Origin of the sequence: Micromonospora sp. NPDC005254, from assembly GCF_042872525.1 — a bacterium.
Classification (GTDB): Bacteria; Actinomycetota; Actinomycetes; order Mycobacteriales; family Micromonosporaceae; genus Micromonospora.
Window position 1 is genome coordinate 351,648 of sequence record NZ_JBIAKM010000001.1, and the last position, 14,453, is coordinate 366,100.

Genomic DNA, 14,453 nt, shown 5'->3' on the forward strand with positions numbered 1-14,453 from the left:
AGAAGCGCCGGTCGTGCGAGACGGCATTAACCGTGACTGAAGGAGCGGACGTGGCGGAACTGCACACCGGTGTCGGTCGTCAGCGAGGTGCCCGACCGTGGCCCCGGCCCCGCCGCATCGCCACCCTGTCGGTGCACACCTCCCCGCTGCACCAGCCGGGGACCGGCGACGCCGGCGGGATGAACGTCTACATCCTGGAGGTCGCCCGGCGGCTCGCCGAGGCCGACGTCGAGGTGGAGATCTTCACCCGGGCCACCTCGGGTGACCTCCCCCCGGTGGTCGAGATGGCCCCCGGCGTGCAGGTCCGGCACATCACCTCCGGTCCGCTCGAAGGGCTGACCAAGGAGGAGTTGCCCGGCCAGCTCTGCGCCTTCACCGCCGGGGTGCTGCGCGCCGAGGCGTCCCGCCCACCCGGGCACTACGACCTGATCCACTCCCACTACTGGCTGTCGGGGCAGGTCGGCTGGCTGGCCAAGGAGCGCTGGGGAGTGCCGCTGGTGCACACCGCGCACACCCTGGCGAAGGTCAAGAACGCCCAACTCGCCGCCGACGACCGGCCGGAACCGAAGGCTCGGGTGATCGGCGAGGAGCAGGTCGTCGCCGAGGCCGACCAGCTGGTCGCCAACACCCGGGTTGAGGCCCGCGACCTCGTCGAGCGGTACGACGCCGCCCCCGACCAGGTCTCCGTCGTGCAGCCGGGCGTCGACCTGGCCCGGTTCCGGCCCGCGCCGGGCGACCGGTTCATGGCCGCCCGCGCCGCCCGCCGCCGGCTGGGGCTGCCGGTCGACGGGTACGTGGTGGCCTTCGTCGGTCGGATCCAACCACTCAAGGCGCCGGACGTGCTCATCCGCGCGATCGCCGCCCTGCGCGAGCGTGATCCGGCCCTGGCCGACGAGGTGACCGTGGTGATCTGCGGCGGGCCCAGCGGCAGCGGACTGGACCGGCCGACCGCCCTGATCGAGCTGGCCGCGACGCTCGGCGTCGCCGACCGGGTCCGTTTCCTGCCGCCGCGTACCGGCGACGACCTGCCGGCCCTGTACCGGGCCGCCGATCTGGTCGCGGTGCCGTCGCACAACGAATCCTTCGGGCTCGTCGCCCTGGAGGCGCAGGCCTGCGGTACGCCGGTGCTGGCCGCCGCCGTCGGTGGTCTGGTCACCGCCGTTCGGGACCAGGCCAGTGGGGTGCTCATCGACGGGCACGACCCGGTGGACTGGGCCCGCGCCCTGGGCCGCCTGCTGCCGGACCGGGCCCTGCGGGCCAGGCTGTCCCGCGGCGCCGCGCAGCACGCCCGACACTTCTCCTGGGACCGCACCGTCACGGGCCTGCTCGACGTCTATGGCGAGGCGATCGCCGCGCGCCGGGCCCGCCTCGCCGCCGACCTGGCCGGAGGCCCCGCCCTCTCCTGCTCCTGGTGACCGGGGACAGGTCGGTCCCGGTGGTGATCCCGCGCCGATCGTGCCGGTGCTGACCGCCCGCCGATCGTGCTGGTGGGTGCCCGCGGGCCGATCGTCATCCGGTGCGTGGGCCGGGGCGGTCGTAGAGTGGGTCCGGTGAGCCCGAAGAGCGATCTTGCGACCCTGATCGAGTCGGTGTGTGCCGAACGTGACCTGGCCTGGGAGTCGACCGGGCCCGGCTCGTACGCGATCACCCTGCCGGGCACCCACAAGCTCAAGACGATCTGCAACCTGATCGTCGGTGAGCACGCGCTGCGGATCGAGGCGTTCGTCATGCGCCAGCCCGACGAGCGGCGCGAGGAGCTGTGGGCCTGGCTGCTGCAGCGCAACGCCCGGATGTACGGGGTCTCCTTCTCCACCGACGCGGTCGGTGACGTGTACCTGACCGGGCGGGTCAACCCGGCCGGTGTGGACGCCGACGAGCTGGACCGGCTGCTCGGTTCGGTGCTTACCTACTCCGACGAGTCCTTCGACATCATGCTGGAGATCGGCTTCGGCAGCTCGATCCGGCGCGAGTACGAGTGGCGCGTCAAGCGCGGCGAGTCGACCGCGAACCTGGCCGCTTTCGCCCACCTCTTCGAGCCGTCCGGCCCCGGCCCCGCCTGACAACTGGCGTTCTCGGCGGCTCCACGCGCGGGGGCCTGCGCCCCGACTGCGGGGTTTATCAGGCGGGCTTCCGGGCCGAGGTGGTGGGACGCCTCCTTTGCTCTGCTTCAACCGACGCAACACTTACGGGCTCCGAGCGTTGCCTGGGTGTAAGCAGAGCAAAGGATGTGTGGGGTACGGGTGCGCCCGGCTCAATCCCTACCGTCACAGCGGGCGGCGACGAACGGAGGGTTCGGACTGCCCTTGCTGGGTATGCCGCACCGCGCGGTGCGGCAGAGGGACCCCCGCGCGCCGAGGACGGAGTGTCGAGGAGCGGAGCATCCCATGGCTCAGCGGAACAGCTCAGGTCGCGGCGGGACTGCGACCAGGACCAGACGGCAGGCCGGCAACCAGAGCCCGGCGACACCCGGGATCTCCGAGTCGGAGATCTCCCGGATGCGGGTGGACGACATCCGCGGGCAGTTGCGCAAACGCGGGGTCTCTGGGATCTCCGCGATGCGCAAGCCTGACCTGGTGAAACAGTTGGTGCGTTCGATGCGTTCGGACGCCGGTGGGGCGGGCCGGCGCAGTACCGGACCGGCTGGTCGGGCCGCCGGCACCAGGGCGTCGGCCGGTCGGGCCGCCGCGACGAAGAAGTCGGCGTCGAGGGCGGCACCGAGTCGCGCAAAGGCTGCGCCCGCGAACAAGAGCGCTCCCGCGAAGCGGGCCGCCGCGAAGAAGACGACAGCGGCGAAGAAGACGACAGCGGCGAAGCGGACCACCCCTGCCAAGCGCACCACCGCCGCGAGCAGGTCGACCGCTGCGAAGCGGACGACCACCGCACGGACATCGACGGCGGCCCGTAAGACGGCCGCGGCGAAGAAGACGACAGCGGCCAGGTCGACCGCCGCTCGCAGGACGTCGACGACCGCGCGTGCCGCGCCAGCGCGAAAGGCGCCCGCGAAGAAGGCGCCGTCGCGACCGGCTGCCACGCGGGCCACGGCGAAGGCGGCGCCGGCGAAGCGGGCGGCTCCCGCCAAGCGGGCCACGGCGAAGCGGGCGGCTCCCACCAAGCGGGCCACGGCGAGCCGGCCGGCGGCTGGTGGCACGACGGCCGGTGGGATCCGGACCGGACGGGGCAGCGGACGGTCGGTCCGCAGCTCGCAGGTGATCTCGTCGACGGCGGACCGGCCGGAGCGGCCGGGACGGAGCCTGATCACCGCGAATCACGAGGTGATCCAACGTTGGGCGCGGGAGCGTGGCGCGAAGCCGGCGACCATCGCGGGCACTGAGCGGGACGGTCGGGCCGGAGTGTTGACCTTCAACATCCCCGGCTACCGGGAAAGCAGCCGGATTCGTGAGATCCCCTGGGATGAGTGGTTTCACACGTTTGATCTGCGCCGGCTCAACCTGATCTATCAGGAGCAGATGCGTGACGGCCGGCAGAGCAACTTCTTCCGGACCGAGTCACCCGATCGTGAGGACGGCTGAGGTGTTTGAGGGAATGCCCGACGGGTACCCGGCTGTTGCCACAGACCGAGGCCCGAGCTGGGGATACTCGTCAGTTGTGACCGGCGAGACACCCATCTGGGTTGAATCCAGAATCCGGCCGAACTAGCTTTATTGCACCGCGCCACGCTTGGAAACGTTCGGGGGAGCGGCGGATCGATCAGATCCGCGCACCAGGCGAGGTGCGAGGGGACGGGTGGATCAACCGTTGGGGGACGGTGCCCACCTGTTTGGACCGGCGGCGCGAGCGGGCGATGCTTACGGGGGTGAGTGTTGCCCGCCGCCGCCGGCCCCACCGGCGAGCGCCCACCATGACCTTCGGGACATGGTGGGCGCTTTGCCGTCGTACGGTCAGCCCGTCTGGACGCGGTCCCCGCGCGGCGCCGGCTCCCGGTCGACCATCCGGCGCATCGCGTCGACGTGCCGGTCACGGGGCGGCCCGGCCAGCAGGTGCCCGAGCGCGGCCAGCAGGCCCAGCCCGCCCACGATCAGCCAGTGCCGGTCACCGAGGTGTTGCAGGCTCACCCCGCCCAGGGTGGGTGCGACGAACGCCGCGGCCGGGAACGTCAGGTAGAAGACCGACTGGTACCGCGCGCGCAGTTGCGGCGGCGCCAGATCCGCGTTGATCTGCGCGTTGGGCGGCGCGGCGAGCATCGAGCCGACCGTCCAGACCACCGCCGCACCGAGGTAGACGCCCAGGTGGTCGGCGACGGCGAGCACGCCGAAGCCGACCGCCAGCAGGGCCGTGGAGATGGCCAGCACGACGTCCTTGCGGTGCCGGTCGATCAGCCGGGGCACGAACAGTTGCCCCAGCACGATCAGCGCGCCCCCGAGTGCCACCACCGCCCCGTACGCCGACGGTCCCAGACCGTCGGCGCGCATCGCCAGCGGCATGATCGTCGAGGTCTGCAGGGTGAGGACGGCCAGCACGAAGGTGAGCCCGACGAAGATCAGGAAGGTCCGGTCGGTGAGCGCGGTGTGCAGCCCCTGTCGACGGGAGCGGCCGGCCCCCTGCTGGCCGGCGGGCGGGAGGGGCGCGGCCGGGCCGGCCCGTCGCAGCGTCTCCGGCACCTTCCAGGCGATGACGGCGGCGGCGGTCAGCGTGGCGCCGGCGTCGACCAGGAACAGTGCGGTGAAGCTCGCCTCGGCCAGCACGCCGGCGAGCAGCGACGCGACGGCCATGCCCAGGTTGAACGCCCAGAACTGGAGGTTGAACGCGCGTGAGCGGCGCTGCGCCGGCACCACGTCGACGATTGCCGCCACGAAGGCGGGGCTGGGCATCGAGTGCACCACGCCGACCAGTGCGGAGAGCGCCGCGATCAGCAGCAGGGGCCGGCTGAAGGCCAGTGCCACCATCAGGGCGGCGGTGGCCAGGTGGGCGGCGAGCAGGGTGGCCCGGCGACCCCACCGGTCGGCCATCACCCCGCCGAGCAGCGCGCCGGCCGCCCCGCCGGCCCCGTACGCCCCGACCACGGTGCCGGCCACCGATTCGCTGGCGCCCCGGGCGTCGGTCAGGTAGAGCGACAGGAAGAGCATGGCGAACGCGCCCGCGCGGTTGATCAGCAAACCCGCCCAGAGGTACCAGAAGGTGGCGGGTAGCCCGCCCGCGGTGTCCTGCCACCAGCGCCGCAGGGCGTGCATCCGACCTCCCGACAGTTCGGTTTCTTAACCGTTTCTCCTGGACGGTAGGAAGTCGGGCCGGGTTGCGCCAGTCGGGTTCCTGATCGTGAGCCGTTCGTCTCGGCGGTCACATCGGGCTCAGGCTGCCGCCTCGGCGGGCTGCGACGCCGCTGCGCGGGTGCTGACCGGTGCGGACGCGTCGGCGGCGTGGCGCAGCGCGACGGCACGCCGCTCCCGGGCCGGACCGGAGGCGAGGTGGGCCACCGCCGTCAGTACGCCGATCACGGCGCAGCCGAACCAGAGCGCCGCGTTGCCGACGTGCTCCCGCACCAGGCCGCCGAGAATCGGCGCGCTCGCCCCGGCGATCTGCCAGGAGAGCCCGAACACGCCCTGGTAGCGACCGCGCAGCTCGGCAGGTGAGAGCTCGGCGATCAGCGTGGAGTTGGACGGCGAGTTCAGCATCTCGCCGACCGTCCAGATCAGCACCGTCAGCCCGTAGAACCAGGCGCTGCCGGCGAACGCGGTCAGCCCGAACCCGACACCCATCACCACGGCGGCGAGGGCGAGCACCTGCGAGCGGTTCCGACCCCGGATCAGTCGGGGCACGAAGAGTTGGCCGACGACGATGAGCAAGCCGTTGAGCGCGATCACCGAGCCGTAGGTGGCCGGGCTCAGGCCGGAGTCGCCCATGGCGATCGGCAGCATCGAGATGTGCTGGAGGAAGACCATCGCGGCGAACAGGTTCAGAGCCACGAAGCCGAGGTAGACCCGGTCGCTGAGGATGGTGCGCAGGGCGCCGCGCGGGGCCGTGGTCGCCGCGACGGTGAATCCGCCGTGCCGGGTCTCCGGCACCCGGGCGAAGATGATCAACGCGGTGATCAGCATCGTGCCCGCGTCGACCACGAACAGCAGCAGGTAGTCGGCCTGCGCGGCGAGACCGGCGAGGATGGCGGCGCAGGCGAAGCCCAGGTTGATCGCCCAGTAGTTGAGCGAGAACGCGCGCAGCCGGTCCTTGGCCGGCACCACGTCGATCATCATGGCCCCGAACGCCGGCCGGGCCGCCTCGGCGAACATGCCGAGCAGCAGCGCACCCAGCGCCACTGCCCAGAGGTCACGGGCCAGGCCGAGGGCGAGCATCATGGCCGCCGCGCCGACATGCGCGGTGAGCAGCGTCGGTCGGCGGCCCCACCGGTCGGCCAGGGTGCCGCCGGCGGTGGTGCCGACGGCGCCGCCGACACCCCACAGGCCGAGCACCAGGCCGGCCTGGGAGGGGGAGAAGCCGCGTTCCTGGGTCAGGTAGATGGCGAGGAAGACGAGGACGAACGAGCCGAGCCGGTTGATCAGAGTCCCCGACCACAGGTACCAGAAGGTGGCCGGCAGGCCGCCGGTGGTGTCCCGGAACCAGCTCCGCATCGTCCGCACGTGGTGCCCCCGCTTGCAAGTAATGACCGATCTGACTACAGCGCCTTACAACCCTAGTGGCGGTCGGATTCACAGGTCATCCGCTTTATCACGTGGTGGTCGTCACGACGGGTGCCCGCGTGTCCGGTACGGGGTTGAGGCAGGATGATCCGCATGACTGCGAGCGAGGGGCCCACCGTCGGGACGCTGGTCCTGCTGCGGCACGGCGAGAGTGACTGGAACGCCAAGAACCTCTTCACCGGCTGGGTGGACGTCGACCTGACCGAGAAGGGCGAGGGCGAGGCGCGGCGCGGCGGTGAGCTGCTGCGCGAGCACAGCCTGCTGCCGGACGTCGTCCACACCAGCGTGATGCGCCGGGCGATCCGCACCGCCGAGTTGGCACTGAACGCCGCCGACCGGCACTGGATCGCGGTGCGCCGGTCGTGGCGGCTCAACGAGCGGCACTACGGCGCCCTACAGGGCAAGAACAAGAAGCAGACCCTCGACGAGTACGGCGAGGAGCAGTTCATGCTCTGGCGCCGGTCGTACGACACGCCGCCGCCGCCGATCGCTGACGACGACGAGTGGTCGCAGGTGGGCGATCCGCGCTACGCGCTGCTGCCGACCGAGCTGATGCCGCGTACCGAGTGCCTCAAGGACGTCGTCGAGCGGATGCTGCCCTACTGGTACGACTCGATCGTGCCGGACATCCTGGCCGGCCGGACGGTGCTGGTGGCCGCGCACGGCAATTCGCTGCGCGCCCTGGTGAAGCACCTCGACCAGATCTCCGACGAGGCGATCGCCAAGCTGAACATCCCGACCGGGATCCCGCTGCGCTACGACCTCGATCCGCAGCTGCGCCCGCTCACCCTGGGCGGCACCTACCTCGACCCGACAGCGGCGAAGGCAGCCGCCGCCGCGGTCGCCAACCAGGGCCGCTGAGAGCAGCGAAAGGGGCCCCCGCGACGCGGGGGCCCCTTTCTGACGGGTGTCAGTTGCCGGTGGGCGTGCTCTCACCGGTGATCAGGTAGATCACGTGCTCGCCGGCGTTGACCGCGTGGTCGGCGAAGCGCTCGTAGAAGCGGCCCAGCAGGGTGGCGTCGATGGCGGTCTCCACCCCGTACGGCCAGTCGTCGCCGAGCAGCACCGAGAACAGGCTCTTGTGCAGCTCGTCCATGGCGTCGTCGTCCCGGTCCAACTCGCCGGCCAGGTCGACGTCGGGCTTCGCCAGCACCGAACCGATCTTCGCCGCCATCCGGTCGGCGATGTCGGCCATCTCGGTGAAGATCGTCCGCAGCTCGGCCGGTACGGCGGGCGAGGGGTGCCGCCGCAGCGCCGTCTTCGCCACGTGGTCGGCCAGGTCGCCCATCCGCTCCAGGTCGGCCGCGACGTGCAGCGCGGTGATCATGGCACGCAGGTCGGAGGCGACCGGCGCCTGCCGGGCGAGCAGGTCACACACCCGCTCCTCGACGTGCCGGTAGAGGTCGTCGATCTCGGCGTCCCGCTCGATGACCGTCTCGGCGGCCTGCCGGTCGGCGGTGAGCAGGGCCCGGGTGGCCTGGCGCATGGCAGCGCGGACGCCCTCCGCCATGTCCACCAGCAGTTGGCTGACGATCTGGAGGTCGGCCCGGAACTCGTCGCGCATCATCACGTCCTGTGGTCGGTCGCCGCCGACGGGTGCCGGCGCAGGGGTTGAGCAGGTGCGACGCCAACGGTAGGGCGCGTGAACGGATCCCGGATGAACCACGGTGAACGACGCCAGACGTGGGGGTGAACACTTCCGGAAGTGCGGGTGGTTCGTCCCGTTCTGTGTGGTAGCCAGGTTAACAATGACCCTACGATCGCCGGGTGGAGTGGGCGGTGACGGTCGTGGTGGCCGTGGCGTTGGCGGCCGGACTGGTCGTCGGCCTTCTGCTGCCCCGGTTCCTGCCGGCGCGCGGCCGCTCCACGTCGACGGGCAGCGCGAGCTCCCGCTGGAGCAGGGGGAGGCCCGCGATAGCCGACGAGCAGCAGGCCGGGCTCGGCCGCCGGACGATCGATTCGCTCCGGGCCGGTGTCGTGGTACTGGACAACGACGACGTGCCCGTGCTGATCAACCCGGCCGCCCGTGCGATGGGTCTGCTGCGTACCGGCAGCACCCCGGGCTCGATCGCCGCGCACCCGTTGATCCGTACTCTCGCGGGCCAGGTGCGGCGCACCGGCGTGCGGCGCGAGATCGAGCTGGACCTGCCGCGGGGTCGCGACAGCGCAGGTGAGAACCCGCTGGGCGTGCACCTGCGGGCCATGGGCCTCGGGAACGGCTTCATCGCCGTGGAGGCGGTCGACGTGACCGAGTCGCACCGCCTGACCCGGGTCCGACGTGACTTCGTGGCGAACGTGAGCCACGAGCTCAAGACACCGATCGGCGCGCTCCAACTGCTCGCCGAGGCGCTGCTGGACGCCACCGAGCCGGCCGACGCCGCGGTACCCGACCTCTCCGAGGACCTGGTCGCCGCCCGCCGGTTCGCCGAACGGATCCAGCACGAGTCGACCCGGCTGGGCCGGCTGGTGCAGGAGTTGCTGGAGCTGACCCGGCTCCAGGGCGCCGAGCCGCAGCCGCCACCGGAGCCCGTCGCGCTCGACTGGGTGATCGCCGAGGTGGTCGACCGCACCCGCACCACGGCCGCCGCCCGGGGGGTCGAGGTGACGGTCGACGGCGAGCGGGGTCTCACCGCGTACGGCAGCGACAGTCAGCTCGCCACGGCGGTGGCGAACCTGGTGGAGAACGCCATCAACTACTCGGGCGAGGACACCACGGTGCGGGTCACCCTCCGCGGTGACGGCGAACATGTCGAGGTCGCGGTCGCTGACCAGGGCATCGGCATCGCCCCGACGGACGTGGATCGGATCTTCGAGCGGTTCTACCGGGCCGACCAGGCCCGCTCGCGTTCCACCGGTGGCACCGGGCTCGGTCTGGCCATCGTGAAACACATCGCGAGCAACCATGGCGGTCGGGTGGAGGTGTCGAGCACTCTTGGGGGTGGATCGACGTTCACCCTACGGTTGCCCGCCAGCCCACCGGACGACCTGCTGGCGACACTGCCGCCGGTTGGGATCGAGGCCGGTCCGGCCGAGCTTCGGCAGGTCTGACAGCAATGGAAAGGAAATCCCCGTTGAGCCGCGTTCTGGTGGTCGAGGACGAGGAGTCGTTCTCCGACGCCCTGTCGTACATGCTCCGTAAGGAGGGCTTCGAGGTCTCGGTCGCCGCGACCGGCACCGACGCCCTCACCGAGTTCGACCGAACCGGCGCCGACATCGTGCTGCTCGACCTGATGTTGCCCGAGATGTCGGGAACCGAGGTGTGCCGGCAGCTCCGGCAGCGCTCGGCCGTGCCGATCATCATGGTCACCGCGCGGGACAGCGAGATCGACAAGGTGGTCGGCCTGGAGATCGGCGCCGACGACTACGTCACCAAGCCGTACTCTCCCCGGGAGCTGGTCGCGCGGATCCGCGCGGTGCTACGCCGGCAGAGCCCGGAGGTGGCCGAGGCGGGTGCCCCGACGCTGGCCGCCGGCCCGGTCCGGATGGACATCGAGCGGCACGTGGTGACCGTCGAGGGTGGGGCCGTGCAGCTGCCGCTCAAGGAGTTCGAGCTGCTGGAGCTGCTGCTGCGCAACGCGGGCCGGGTGCTGACCCGCGGTCAGCTCATCGACCGGGTCTGGGGCGCCGACTACGTCGGCGACACCAAGACGCTTGACGTGCACGTCAAGCGGCTGCGCTCCAAAATCGAGCCGGAGCCGTCGGCACCCCGCTTCATCGTCACGGTGCGGGGCCTGGGATACAAGTTCGAGCCGTGATCGGCCGACCCGAAGGGGGTCCACGCTCGGCGTGGGCCCCCTTCGGGCTGTCCGGGTCCGGTCAGCGGACGACCTTGAGGTTGAAGTTGGCGGTGTCGAGCCGGCCGTAGAGCCGCAACCAGAGCGGCATCAGCATCTCGGTGCCCCGGGCGGTGGAGAGGTCACCGAGGTCGATCACGTCGGTGTGGCCGAAGCTGACGAGCAGCCCGGTGACAATCCGCTTGGCCTCCGCGTCGTCGCCGGAGACGAACACGCTGTGCGCGCCGTCGGCGAGCTGGCGCGGACGCACCATCAGCTCGGCGGTCAGCGTGTTGAGTGACTTGACCACCCTGGCCTGCGGGAACTCCCGCTGGATCTGCTCGGCGAGAGAGTCGGTGTCCTGCACCGTCAGGGTGGGTGGGAAGCCTGCGCTGAAGTCGAGCGGGTTGGCGATGTCGAGCAGGACCTTGCCGGCCAGGTTCGCCGCGCCGGCCGCGGTGAGCGCCGGCAGGGAGCCGCTGCCACTGGTGGCGTTGACCACCAGCTCGGCGTCCGCGGCAGCGTCCGCCTGGGTTGCCAGGCCCACCTCGGGGTGCTCCGCGGTCCAGGCGGCGTAATCGCCGGCCAGGGTGGTCGCGACGTCCCGGGTGCCGATGGTGACCTGGTGGCCCAACTCCGCCGCGCGGGCGCTGATGGTCCTGCCGACCGAGCCGGTGCCGAGAACTGCGATGCGCATGTCGATCGATCCTCCACTCGGGCGCGGTGGCCTCGCGCCGACTGCCCGCAGGCTAACAGACAGGTCTGTCTACTGCTGTCCCTCGGGGAGTGCGGGCCGTGGGCAGCGGTTTGCCTACCGCGTCCTGTCGAGCTGCCCCGGAGATGGGGCATCGTCCGCCCGAGCTGCGCAGACGACGGCTCGCGGCCGCAGACGGAGCTGTCTGTAGAATCGGCCCGCCACCAGCACGTCGAGGGAGTGTCGATGCCTGCCCACCGCACGCCGGCCGGCTCGGCCCGGGACCGGATCCTGGAGACCGCGTTCCGGCTCTTCTACGCCCACGGACCGCGCGGCGTGGGGGTGGACACGGTCATCGCCGAGTCGGGCGTGGCCAAGGCGACGCTCTACAAGCACTTCCCGCGTAAGGACGACCTGGTGCTGGCGTACCTCGACCGGGTCGACCAGGCGTGGTTCGGTGCGTTGCGCGCCGCCGCCCGGGATGCCGGCGACGAGCCGCGCGACCAGTTGGTCGGGATGTTCGACGCGCTCGCCGGCGCCTGCCGGCGGGACGGCTACCACGGTTGCGCGTTCATCAACACGGCCGCCGAGTCACCGGCCGGCGGCCCGGTGCACGCCCGGACGGTCGAGCACAAGACCGTGGTCCGGGCCTGGGTGACGGAGCTGGCCCGGCAGGCCGGCGCGGCCGACCCGGAGCTGCTCGCCCGGCAGCTCACCCTGCTGCTCGACGGCGGGCTCGCCAGCGGCGTGCTGGACGGCGACCCGGTGATCGCCGACGCGGCCCGGCGCAGCGCCCGCACGCTCGTCGATGCGGCGTTGCGCTGACGGGGCGCGCAGCTCAGAACAGCTTGCGCAGCGCCACCGCGATGTCGGCCACCTCGGTCAGACGGCTCTCCGCCACGCTGATGACCAGGTCGTACGCGATGTCCTGGTCGGTCTCGTCAAGTTGGGCGACGGTGAAGGCGCGGTTCTGGAGCAGGAAGGCGATCGTCACGATCCAGCCGATCCGCTTGTTGCCGTCCACGAACGGGTGGTTGTTGACCAGCGAGTGCAGCAGTGCCGCCGCCTTGGTCCAGAGGTCCGGGTAGGCATCCTCTCCGAACACACTCGTCTTCGGTCGAGCCACCGCCGACTCCACCAGGCCGGCGTCCCTGATCCCGACACCGAGCTTGCGGGCGATGGCGGCCACGTCGGCGAGCGTGGGATAGCGGATGTCCGTCATCACTCCGCCAGGCGGGCGAGCAGGGTGGCGTGGCGTTCAATGATCTCGTCGGCCAGGTCGCCGAACTCCTTGGCGTTTCGCCGTGCCAGGTAGTCATCGATCGCGGTGACGACGACGGCGTGCATCGACCGCGCCTCCTCGTCCGCGACGAGGCGGAGTTGCCGTTCACGTTCGTCATCGAGGCGGAGCGTCATTGCCATGGGGAAATGGTAGCAAGTTTGCTACCAAGATCAGCTAGAGATCGTCGGCGGGGTGCGGGGCGACCAGGCCCTGCTTCACCCGGGCCGCGCACAGCTCGGCAAGTCGCTCGTACGCGGCGGCGCCGATCAGCGCGGTCAGCTCCGGCCCGTACGACAGGTACATCGGCTCGGCACCCACGTGGGCGTCCGTCGAGGAGGTGCACCACCAGTCCAGATCGTGCCCGCCGGCGCCCCAGCCGCGCCGGTCGAACTCGGACAGCGTGGAGACCAGCACCTTGGTGTTGTCGGGTCGCTTGACCCAGTCCTGGTCCCGCCGGATCGGCAGCTGCCAGCAGACGTCCGGCTTGTATTCCAGCGGGTGCACCCCGTCGCGCAGCGCCTGGGCGTGCAGCGCGCAGCCTCCCCCGCCAGCGAAGTCGGCGTCATTGAGGAAGACGCACGGCCCGTCGGGGTCCTGGGTGGCGGTGCGGCGTGCGGGGTTCTTGCCGTCGATCGTGTCCTCGTCGGTCCAGTTCTTGAAACCGCGCCGGAAGTGCTGCCAGGTCGACGGAGTGAGCAGCTTGACGGCCTTGCGGACACGCTTCTCGTCGTCCGAGTCGGTGAAGAACGCCCCGTGCGAGCAGCAGCCGTCGGCGGACCGGCCGGCGATGATGCCGTGGCAACCCCGGCCGAAGATGCAGGTCCAGCGGGACAGCAGCCAGGTCAGGTCGGCCCGGATCAGGTGGGTCTCGTCCGCCGGGTCGGCGAACTCGATCCACTCCCGGGGAAAGTCCAGCGGCACCTCGCGGCTGCGCGGGTCGCCCGGATCGTCCACCAGCACGCGGAGCTCCATCGTCACTCGGACCAGCGTACGCGCGGTGACGTCCCCGGGCCGACGAGCCGCACGAACGTGTTGCACCTAGTGTCTTCACCATGCGACTGGGTGTCCTCGACGTCGGATCCAACACGGTGCACCTGCTGGTGGTCGACGCGCACCATGGCGCGCACCCCTGGCCGGCGCACTCGGAGAAGGTCGTCCTGCGTCTCGCCGAGCAGATCGGCCCGGACGGCGCGTTGACCGAGGCCGGCTCGGACAGCCTGGTCAAGGCGGTCGGCATGGCCAAGGCGGCGGCCACCGGGCTGGAGGCCGACGACCTGATCGCGTTCGCCACGTCCGCCGTCCGCGACGCCACCAACGCGGCCGACGTGCTCGCCCGGGTCCGCGACGAGACCGGCGTACGCCTGGAGGTGCTCTCCGGCGCGGACGAGGCACGGATGACCTTCCTGGCGGTGCGGCGCTGGTTCGGCTGGTCGGCGGGGCGTCTGCTGGTGCTCGACATCGGTGGTGGCTCCCTGGAGATCGCCGCCGGGATCGACGAGGACCCGGACGTCGCGATCTCGCTGCCGCTCGGCGCCGGCCGCCTGAGCCGGGAGCGGCTGCGGGTCGACCCGGACAGCGCGACGCCGCCGTCCGCCGAGGCCGTCGACAAACTGCGGGAGTACGTGGACGGCCGGCTGGACAAGGTGGTCGACCAGTTGACCGAGGTGGGCTGGGGTCGGGCGGTGGCCACCTCGAAGACGTTCCGCACCCTGGCGCGACTGGCCGGCGCGGCGCCGTCCGGGGCCGGTCTCTGGGCGCGGCGCAGCCTGACCCGTGAAGGTCTGCGGCAGGTCATCGGCTTCATCCGGCACATTCCGCCCAGCCAGTTGGTGGAGCTGGAGGGGGTCAGCGCGGGCCGGGCCCACCAGTTGCTGGCGGGCGCGGTGGTCGCCGAGGCGGTGATGCGCAGGCTCGACCTGGACACGCTGGACATCTGCCCGTGGGCCCTGCGGGAGGGGGTCATCCTCCGCCGACTCGATCAACTCGAGCCGATCTGACCAGGGTGCCGGGTTACGAGTGGTTTGCGAGTGCTCGTCCTGATGGCCCCACGACAG

General features: G+C 71.3%; 15 protein-coding genes and 1 pseudogene. 8 read left to right on the forward strand and 8 right to left on the reverse strand.

Features of this window, described 5'->3' with window-relative positions:
- Positions 1-50: 50 nt before the first annotated feature.
- Both mshA and ACFYPR_RS01725 read left to right on the forward strand, forming a co-directional pair.
- Positions 51-1,415, forward strand: a complete 1,365-nt coding sequence (gene mshA / locus ACFYPR_RS01720) for a D-inositol-3-phosphate glycosyltransferase (protein ID WP_355135581.1) — start codon at positions 51-53, stop codon at positions 1,413-1,415.
- A 135-nt stretch (positions 1,416-1,550) separates the two neighbouring features.
- Complete coding sequence (locus tag ACFYPR_RS01725; RefSeq protein WP_387258307.1) at positions 1,551-2,060, forward strand: YbjN domain-containing protein; 510 nt, start codon at positions 1,551-1,553, stop codon at positions 2,058-2,060.
- A gap of 329 nt (positions 2,061-2,389) precedes the next feature.
- On the opposite strand, the gene ACFYPR_RS01730 is transcribed toward ACFYPR_RS01725, so the two are convergent.
- Entirely contained in the window at positions 2,390-2,512 is a 123-nt protein-coding gene (locus ACFYPR_RS01730) for a hypothetical protein (RefSeq protein WP_387258309.1), read from the reverse strand.
- Between the two features lie 592 nt (positions 2,513-3,104).
- On the opposite strand from ACFYPR_RS01730, the pseudogene ACFYPR_RS01735 reads away from it, so the two are divergent.
- Positions 3,105-3,530, forward strand: a pseudogene (locus ACFYPR_RS01735) (hypothetical protein); the annotation flags it as partial.
- Between the two features lie 369 nt (positions 3,531-3,899).
- Here ACFYPR_RS01735 and ACFYPR_RS01740 read toward each other — a convergent pair.
- The gene (locus ACFYPR_RS01740; protein WP_387258311.1) at positions 3,900-5,189 is read right to left on the reverse strand and encodes an MFS transporter; all 1,290 of its coding nucleotides are present in this window, start codon (positions 5,187-5,189) and stop codon (positions 3,900-3,902) included.
- 117 nt (positions 5,190-5,306) lie between these two features.
- Positions 5,307-6,590 (reverse strand): MDR family MFS transporter, encoded by a 1,284-nt coding sequence (locus tag ACFYPR_RS01745; protein WP_387258312.1) that lies wholly within the window; start codon positions 6,588-6,590, stop codon positions 5,307-5,309.
- 153 nt (positions 6,591-6,743) lie between these two features.
- On the opposite strand from ACFYPR_RS01745, the gene ACFYPR_RS01750 reads away from it, so the two are divergent.
- Entirely contained in the window at positions 6,744-7,511 is a 768-nt protein-coding gene (locus ACFYPR_RS01750; RefSeq protein WP_354854542.1) for a phosphoglyceromutase, read from the forward strand.
- Positions 7,512-7,560: 49 nt separating this feature from the next.
- On the opposite strand, the gene phoU is transcribed toward ACFYPR_RS01750, so the two are convergent.
- Positions 7,561-8,214, reverse strand: a complete 654-nt coding sequence (gene phoU, locus ACFYPR_RS01755; RefSeq protein WP_354854540.1) for a phosphate signaling complex protein PhoU — start codon at positions 8,212-8,214, stop codon at positions 7,561-7,563.
- 224 nt (positions 8,215-8,438) lie between these two features.
- Here phoU and ACFYPR_RS01760 point away from each other — a divergent pair, with 224 nt between their 5' ends.
- Positions 8,439-9,698: a sensor histidine kinase gene (locus tag ACFYPR_RS01760; RefSeq protein WP_387179307.1), complete on the forward strand. Its 1,260-nt coding sequence runs from the start codon at positions 8,439-8,441 to the stop codon at positions 9,696-9,698.
- Positions 9,699-9,721: 23 nt separating this feature from the next.
- The gene (locus ACFYPR_RS01765) at positions 9,722-10,405 is read left to right on the forward strand and encodes a response regulator transcription factor (RefSeq protein ID WP_039906992.1); all 684 of its coding nucleotides are present in this window, start codon (positions 9,722-9,724) and stop codon (positions 10,403-10,405) included.
- A 61-nt stretch (positions 10,406-10,466) separates the two neighbouring features.
- Here the strand turns inward: ACFYPR_RS01765 and ACFYPR_RS01770 are convergent, their stop codons facing one another.
- Positions 10,467-11,120, reverse strand: a complete 654-nt coding sequence (locus tag ACFYPR_RS01770; RefSeq protein ID WP_354854536.1) for an NAD(P)-binding domain-containing protein — start codon at positions 11,118-11,120, stop codon at positions 10,467-10,469.
- A gap of 243 nt (positions 11,121-11,363) precedes the next feature.
- Between ACFYPR_RS01770 and ACFYPR_RS01775 the strand changes: the two genes are divergently transcribed.
- Positions 11,364-11,942, forward strand: a complete 579-nt coding sequence (locus ACFYPR_RS01775; protein WP_354854535.1) for a TetR/AcrR family transcriptional regulator — start codon at positions 11,364-11,366, stop codon at positions 11,940-11,942.
- Between the two features lie 13 nt (positions 11,943-11,955).
- Here the strand turns inward: ACFYPR_RS01775 and ACFYPR_RS01780 are convergent, their stop codons facing one another.
- Genes ACFYPR_RS01780 through ACFYPR_RS01790 form a run of 3 tightly spaced genes read right to left on the reverse strand, consistent with a single transcriptional unit; the run spans position 11,956 to position 13,371 of the window.
- Entirely contained in the window at positions 11,956-12,339 is a 384-nt protein-coding gene (locus tag ACFYPR_RS01780; protein WP_354854533.1) for a type II toxin-antitoxin system death-on-curing family toxin, read from the reverse strand.
- Positions 12,339-12,539 (reverse strand): hypothetical protein, encoded by a 201-nt coding sequence (locus ACFYPR_RS01785; RefSeq protein ID WP_354854531.1) that lies wholly within the window; start codon positions 12,537-12,539, stop codon positions 12,339-12,341. The genes ACFYPR_RS01780 and ACFYPR_RS01785 overlap by 1 nt, the downstream gene beginning before the upstream one ends.
- A 34-nt stretch (positions 12,540-12,573) precedes the next feature.
- Positions 12,574-13,371 (reverse strand): hypothetical protein, encoded by a 798-nt coding sequence (locus tag ACFYPR_RS01790; RefSeq protein ID WP_354854569.1) that lies wholly within the window; start codon positions 13,369-13,371, stop codon positions 12,574-12,576.
- An 80-nt stretch (positions 13,372-13,451) separates the two neighbouring features.
- Between ACFYPR_RS01790 and ACFYPR_RS01795 the strand changes: the two genes are divergently transcribed.
- Positions 13,452-14,396 carry a Ppx/GppA phosphatase family protein gene (locus tag ACFYPR_RS01795; RefSeq protein ID WP_355064517.1) on the forward strand — a complete coding sequence of 315 codons (945 nt, stop codon included), beginning with the start codon at positions 13,452-13,454 and terminating at the stop codon, positions 14,394-14,396.
- Positions 14,397-14,453 lie beyond the last annotated feature (57 nt).

Excerpts from the sequence above, each read along its gene's own strand:
- ACFYPR_RS01730 (WP_387258309.1), bottom strand. The coding sequence starts at position 2,512 with ATGTCGTCCACCCGCATCCGGGAGATCTCCGACTCGGAGATCCCGGGT.
- ACFYPR_RS01740 (WP_387258311.1), bottom strand. The coding sequence starts at position 5,189 with ATGCACGCCCTGCGGCGCTGGTGGCAGGACACCGCGGGCGGGCTACCC.
- ACFYPR_RS01750 (WP_354854542.1), top strand. The coding sequence starts at position 6,744 with ATGACTGCGAGCGAGGGGCCCACCGTCGGGACGCTGGTCCTGCTGCGG.
- phoU (WP_354854540.1), bottom strand. The coding sequence starts at position 8,214 with ATGCGCGACGAGTTCCGGGCCGACCTCCAGATCGTCAGCCAACTGCTG.
- ACFYPR_RS01770 (WP_354854536.1), bottom strand. The coding sequence starts at position 11,120 with ATGCGCATCGCAGTTCTCGGCACCGGCTCGGTCGGCAGGACCATCAGC.
- ACFYPR_RS01775 (WP_354854535.1), top strand. The coding sequence starts at position 11,364 with ATGCCTGCCCACCGCACGCCGGCCGGCTCGGCCCGGGACCGGATCCTG.
- ACFYPR_RS01780 (WP_354854533.1), bottom strand. The coding sequence starts at position 12,339 with ATGACGGACATCCGCTATCCCACGCTCGCCGACGTGGCCGCCATCGCC.
- ACFYPR_RS01785 (WP_354854531.1), bottom strand. The coding sequence starts at position 12,539 with ATGGCAATGACGCTCCGCCTCGATGACGAACGTGAACGGCAACTCCGC.
- ACFYPR_RS01790 (WP_354854569.1), bottom strand. The coding sequence starts at position 13,371 with ATGGAGCTCCGCGTGCTGGTGGACGATCCGGGCGACCCGCGCAGCCGC.
- ACFYPR_RS01795 (WP_355064517.1), top strand. The coding sequence starts at position 13,452 with ATGCGACTGGGTGTCCTCGACGTCGGATCCAACACGGTGCACCTGCTG.